The organism is Candidatus Schekmanbacteria bacterium RIFCSPLOWO2_02_FULL_38_14, from assembly GCA_001790855.1.
GTDB lineage: Bacteria > Schekmanbacteria > GWA2-38-11 > GWA2-38-11 > GWA2-38-11 > 2-02-FULL-38-14-A.
In genome coordinates, this window is record MGDH01000036.1 from 25,233 (window position 1) to 30,915 (window position 5,683).

At 40.6% G+C, this 5,683-nt stretch carries 7 protein-coding genes and 1 pseudogene (1 of these 8 running past the window's edge); all 8 read right to left on the reverse strand.

The annotated features are described in order from the left end of the window. Positions 1–106, reverse strand: a pseudogene (locus A3H37_05575) (NADH-quinone oxidoreductase subunit M); it reaches 1,604 nt to the left of the window's first position. 35 nt (positions 107–141) lie between these two features. Next, positions 142–2,067, reverse strand: coding sequence for an NADH-quinone oxidoreductase subunit L (locus A3H37_05580; protein OGL48626.1), 1,926 nt, complete (start codon positions 2,065–2,067; stop codon positions 142–144). A gap of 6 nt (positions 2,068–2,073) precedes the next feature. Continuing rightward, positions 2,074–2,376 (reverse strand): NADH-quinone oxidoreductase subunit K, encoded by a 303-nt coding sequence (locus A3H37_05585; protein ID OGL48551.1) that lies wholly within the window; start codon positions 2,374–2,376, stop codon positions 2,074–2,076. Between the two features lie 2 nt (positions 2,377–2,378). Next, positions 2,379–2,897 (reverse strand): hypothetical protein, encoded by a 519-nt coding sequence (locus tag A3H37_05590; protein ID OGL48627.1) that lies wholly within the window; start codon positions 2,895–2,897, stop codon positions 2,379–2,381. A gap of 129 nt (positions 2,898–3,026) precedes the next feature. Continuing rightward, the gene (locus tag A3H37_05595; protein OGL48628.1) at positions 3,027–4,067 is read right to left on the reverse strand and encodes an NADH-quinone oxidoreductase subunit H; all 1,041 of its coding nucleotides are present in this window, start codon (positions 4,065–4,067) and stop codon (positions 3,027–3,029) included. 152 nt (positions 4,068–4,219) lie between these two features. Further along, entirely contained in the window at positions 4,220–4,690 is a 471-nt protein-coding gene (locus tag A3H37_05600; GenBank protein OGL48552.1) for an NADH-quinone oxidoreductase subunit E, read from the reverse strand. Between the two features lie 63 nt (positions 4,691–4,753). Next, positions 4,754–5,128 carry an NADH-quinone oxidoreductase subunit A gene (locus A3H37_05605; protein ID OGL48629.1) on the reverse strand — a complete coding sequence of 125 codons (375 nt, stop codon included), beginning with the start codon at positions 5,126–5,128 and terminating at the stop codon, positions 4,754–4,756. A 180-nt stretch (positions 5,129–5,308) separates the two neighbouring features. Further along, on the reverse strand, positions 5,309–5,638 hold the full coding sequence (locus tag A3H37_05610; GenBank protein OGL48553.1) for an ATP synthase F0 subunit C: 330 nt from the start codon (positions 5,636–5,638) through the stop codon (positions 5,309–5,311). Positions 5,639–5,683 lie beyond the last annotated feature (45 nt).

Below are 5,683 nucleotides of genomic sequence, written 5' to 3' on the forward strand. Positions count from 1 at the left end.
TGGTATTCAGGTTATTCCTGTTTGCCATTAAGATGAAAAACACTCCTATCAGCGGGAAAAATGTAATTACTGTAAGCACTGGAAAAAACTCCTTGCTCATAAACATCTATTTCCTCTTTAAAAATATCCTTAATGTCTACTTTATCTCAGCAAATAATATCCCAGTATCATAACTGCCCCGATTAATATTGAAAGCATATATGACTGGGCAACACCAGTCTGAAGCCTCCTTAAAACAGAGCTCCCGCCTTCAAAAAATGACGCAACACCATTAACAATGCCGTCAATTACCCTGTTGTCAAAAGACTCCCATAAAAAGATTGAGCCGTTTTTAATCGGGTTAACAAACAACGTGTCATAAATTTCATCAATATAATATTTATTCAGAAGAACCCTGTGTATCCCCTTGAAGCTTGAAGATATCTTCTGAGGCAGTTCGCTTTTAACAATATAAAGGAAATATGCTGTCACAAGTCCTATGAGTGCAATCCCGACAGAAACTGCCATCAGAATAAATTCAAGAGACTCACCTCCTCCGTGTCCCGCAGCAGGACTTGGTTGTTCACCACCAAGAACAGGCGATAAGAAGGATACAATCTCATTATGCCCGCCAAAAACATGAGGAACTCCGACATAACCTCCCACCACTGAAAGTATTGCAAGGATTATAAGCGGTATAGTCATAACTGCCGGAGACTCGTGCAAATGGTGCAGTTTTTCATCAGAGCCCCTGAACCCTCCAAAGAATGTAACAAAAAGAAGCCTGAACATATAAAAAGATGTAAAGCCGGCTGCAACAGCGCCAACAAGCCACAGCCACGGTGAGCCGTAATGTCCGCTGTAAGCCTGCCACAAAATTTCATCCTTGCTGAAGAACCCTGAAAATCCCGGCAACCCTGTAATTGCAATTGTTCCTGCGAGGAATGTAAAAAATGTTACAGGCATATGCTTTCTCAAAGCGCCCATTTTCCAGATATCCTGCTCTCCGCCCATTCCGTGGATGACGCTCCCTGCGCCCAGAAACAAAAGGGCTTTGAAAAATGCGTGGGTCATAAGGTGGAATATGCCTGCTGTGAATGCTCCGACCCCGCAGCCAAGAAACATATAGCCAAGCTGGCTCACAGTTGAATAAGCAAGAACCCTTTTTATGTCGTTCTGAACAAGCCCGATTGAGGCTGCAAAAATGGCAGTAGCTGCGCCAATTATTGCCACAAGCATCATTGAGTCAGGCGCAAGAATGTACAGGAAATTGCACCGCGATACCATGTAAACCCCTGCTGTAACCATTGTTGCTGCGTGGATTAATGCGCTGACAGGAGTTGGACCCTCCATTGCATCCGGCAACCATACATAGAGAGGTATCTGCGCTGACTTTCCGCAGGCACCAATGAAAAGAAGTATTGTTATGAGAGTTATTGTCGGGTCTCCTGCTGTAAAATCAGTTCCTGCTTTTTCAAAAACCTCCCTGAACTCAACGCTCCTGAATGTAGAGAATATGAGCATAACGCCAAGAATAAACCCAAAATCACCTATCCGGTTTACAATGAATGCCTTCTTGCCTGCATCAGATGCTGATTTTTTCTCAAACCAGAAGCCTATTAAAAGATATGAACAGAGTCCCACTCCTTCCCATCCGACAAACATCAGAAGGAAATTATTTGCAAGGACAAGAATAAGCATTGAAAAGGTGAAAAGATTAAGATAGGCAAAATACCTGAAATAGCCGGGCTCATTATGCATGTAACCCACTGAGTAGATGTGGATTAAAAACCCGACTCCTGTTACAACAAGAATCATTATCCCGGAAAGAGGGTCAATCTGGAACCCTATGTCAGCATTGAAATCTCCTGAGCCGATCCATGTGTATATTATTTTCTGGAAAAATCTTGTCTCAGGTGAAAGATTGAGAAGTTGTGTAAATATGCTCAGGGAGACAAGAAAAGATGCGCCGACAACTGCACAGCCGACAAATCCGACAGCCTTGTTGCCGATTTTTTTTCCCAAAAGACCGTTAATAACGGTACCAATTAATGGAAAAAGTGGAATCAGCCATATATATTCAAACATTTTCATTTACCATTTCATCAGATTTATTTCATCAACATTCACAGTAGCCCTGTTTCTGAAAATCAGAATGATTATTGCAAGCCCGACCACAACCTCAGCAGCAGCTACTGAGAGGACAAAAAAAACGAAGACCTGACCGTCCAGCGAATTCAGATACCTTGAAAAGGCAATAAAGGTCAGGTTCACAGCATTGAGCATCAGCTCAATACACATGAAAATCACGAGCGCGCTTCTTCTTACCAGAACACCAATAAGCCCGATGGTAAAAAGAACTCCTGAGAGTATGAGATAATGAGTCAGAGTAATCATCATCAGTCCTCTTTTTTTCCTAAAACAACTGCTCCGATAATTGCAACAAGAAGCAGTACAGAAGTAACCTCAAAAGGAAGAAGAAAATCAGTGAAGAGAAGTTTTCCAATGACCTTTGTATTCCCTCCTGCTTCAGCAATGTTTTCCGGAGTATAAATCTCCTTTGAAAGAGACCGGGTTCCAAAAGCCTTTATGGCTATGAAACCCTCTGCCAGAAAAATGACCGCAAAAACAATTCCAAAATATTTCTGTATCCTGAGTTTGCTGAAAAAATCCTCTTCCCTCTTCAAATCCATAAGCATTATCACAAAAAGGAAAAGCACCATGATAGCCCCTGCATAGACCAGAATCTGCACTGCAGCTACGAAATGCGCATTCAGCAGCACATAAAGCCCTGCAAGAGAAAGAAAAGTAATAACCAGAGACACTGCGCTTGAAACAGGGTTTTTCCTGATTACAACAAAAACTGCAGATATTATTGCTACTGTAGCAAACAGATAAAACAAAACAGTTTCTAACAGCAACTTAATCTCCTAAATAAGGATTCAAGGGTTCCAGGGTTCGAGGGTTCAAGTGAATATGAACCAAAAAGAAATTTGACTCTTAAAATTCCCTTAAACCCTTGACCCCTAGAACCCTTAACCCCATCTCTAATAAACATCCCACATTATCAATGCACCTGTTATCAGTATATTCAATATTGAAAGCGGAAGAAAAACCTTCCAGCCAAGCCTCATAAGCTGGTCATAACGGAATCTCGGAAGAGACCATCTCACCCAGATAAACAGGAACAATAAAAGCCCCACCTTTGCACAGAACCAGATTATAGGCATAAACCAGAGCCTGTCAACAATTGGAAGCCCCATCCATCCTCCAACAGGCAGTCCCTGCCATCCTCCCAGATACAGAGAGACTATCATTGCTGAGGCAGTAACCATGTTTGAATACTCTGCCATGAAAAACATTGCAAATTTCATGCTGCTGTACTCTGTATGGTATCCTGCAACAAGCTCAGAGTCTGCCTCTGGAAGGTCAAATGGAAGCCTGTTTGTTTCAGCAAAAGAGGAAACCAGAAAAATCAGAAAACCTAAAAACTGCGGAAAGATATACCAGTATCTTCCCTGGTCATTCACAATATCAGCAAGACTTAACGACCCTGCCATCATAATGATTCCCATTACTGAAAGCCCCATTGAAATCTCATAGCTAATCATCTGGGCAGAAGCCCTGAGCCCTCCCATAAGCGAATATTTGCTGTTTGATGCCCAGCCTCCAAGAACAATCCCGTAAACTCCGAGAGAGGCAATGGCAAAAACATATATTATTCCTACATTCAAATCCGCTATCTGAAGCCTCACAGGAGTGTCAAGAAATCCAAAGAATGTTGTCTTGGGACCAAAAGGTATCACTGCAAAAGTCATAAGCGAAGGCACAATTGAAATAGCCGGAGCCAAAACATAAAATATTTTGTTTACATGGTCTGGTATTATGTCTTCCTTGAAAATAAATTTTATTCCATCTGCAAGGGGCTGGAGAAGCCCGAATGGACCAACCCTGTTTGGACCTATGCGGTATTGAATCCGTGCGCATATCTTTCTTTCTGCAAGCGAAAGAACAGCCACAGTAGTCATTATAATCCCGAAGACAAAAAAAATCTCTATTACATTAATTGTCCACGGATTTTTCAATATGTTTATTAACAGTTCTCTATTCAATTTGAATCCTTAAAGTTCTTTAATAGTATTCTACAAATCCCCCCATCCCCCCTTTAGAAAAGGGGGGCAAGGGGGGATTTGTTTTTCATTTTCTCCCTTGAATCCTTGACCCCTTACCCTTATGAAGTCTATTTGAGCTTTTCTAAAATCTCATCCACCCTTTCAATGCTCAAATCCTCATAATAATCTTCATTTATTTGCATCATTGGAGCTGTGCCGCAAGAGCCAAGACACTCAACAGTAACAAGAGTGAACCTGTTATCTATGGTTGTTTCACCAACCTGTATCCCAAGTTTTTTTTCAATATGCTGTACTATTTTTTCTGCATTCAGAAGTGAGCAGGAGATATTGTTACAGACCTGAATGAAATATTTCCCGACAGGCTTTTTATTGTACATTGTATAAAATGTTGCCACGCCATAGACTTCAGATTGAGGCAGACCCATAATAGAAGCAACATAATCCATTACCTCCCTGCTGATGTACCCAAACTCCCTCTGAGCAAGATAAAGCGTTGGAAGAAGCCCTGCCTGTTTATCAGGATACTTCTTTAAAATCTCTTCAAACTCTTGCTTTGCCTTTTCTGAAAACATTACCATGATATTCTATTATTTCTCAAACATACATGTTTTATAACCAAAAACTCTAACCTTCACAATGAACTACTCCCATTCCAGCGCCTTTCTCTTCCATACATATACAAAACCTATTAAAAGTATTATTATAAAAACAATCATTTCAATAAATGCAAAGGATCCAAGAACCTTTAATTCACGAAAAACTACTGCCCACGGATATAAAAATACTATTTCGATATCAAAGATTATAAATAACATCGCTATGAGATAAAATTTAATTGGAAATCTTAACCGTGCAGAACTTACAGGCGGAACGCCGCATTCGTAGGGGGATAACTTTTCTTTGTTATATATCCTTCTGCCAACAAGATATGAAAGTAACAGATTGGCAAACGCAAAACCTACTACAATTAAAACTAAGATAAAGATTGGCACATAACTGTAAAGACCTTGTTCCATCATTACCCATCCATTCACAAAACTCTTAGTCTTCTTCTTATTAATTTTCTCTAGTTGCCACATCCACTCATGCGGAGTGATTCTTTTTTTTCTCTCTTCTCGCTTTACAGAAAGAAAATCCCCCCAACTCATAACATCCCCATTTCAGGAGAGAATCTAAGCTGAGGGGAAATTATATTATTATTTGAAAAGCAAAATCAAAACTACAACAAAGGTGTAAATTACAAGGGATTCAATCAATGCTAATCCGATAATCATAGCTGTTTGAATTTTTCCTGAAGCATTTGGATTGCGCGCAATCCCTTCCACGGCCGAGCTTACGCTTTTGCCCTGTCCCAAGGCGCCTCCAAAAGCTGCTATTGCTATTCCGATAGCGCAAGCAATATAGACATAATTAAAACTTCCTTTGCCACTCTCTACATTCGCTGCCTCTTCCTGAGCCATTACCATTGTACCGGAAAAAAGAAGAAGCCCAAAGAGAAGTACTGATACCAAAACCGCTTTATTCATTATTAATTCTCACCCCCCTTTTTTTGTAAGGTTTAGTCCACTGAC

Bases quoted from the DNA above. Each gene is read 5' to 3' on its own strand.
- A3H37_05580 (OGL48626.1), bottom strand. From the start codon at position 2,067: ATGTTTGAATATATATGGCTGATTCCACTTTTTCCATTAATTGGTACC.
- A3H37_05585 (OGL48551.1), bottom strand. From the start codon at position 2,376: ATGATTACTCTGACTCATTATCTCATACTCTCAGGAGTTCTTTTTACC.
- A3H37_05600 (OGL48552.1), bottom strand. From the start codon at position 4,690: ATGGTAATGTTTTCAGAAAAGGCAAAGCAAGAGTTTGAAGAGATTTTA.
- A3H37_05605 (OGL48629.1), bottom strand. From the start codon at position 5,128: ATGGAACAAGGTCTTTACAGTTATGTGCCAATCTTTATCTTAGTTTTA.
- A3H37_05610 (OGL48553.1), bottom strand. From the start codon at position 5,638: ATGAATAAAGCGGTTTTGGTATCAGTACTTCTCTTTGGGCTTCTTCTT.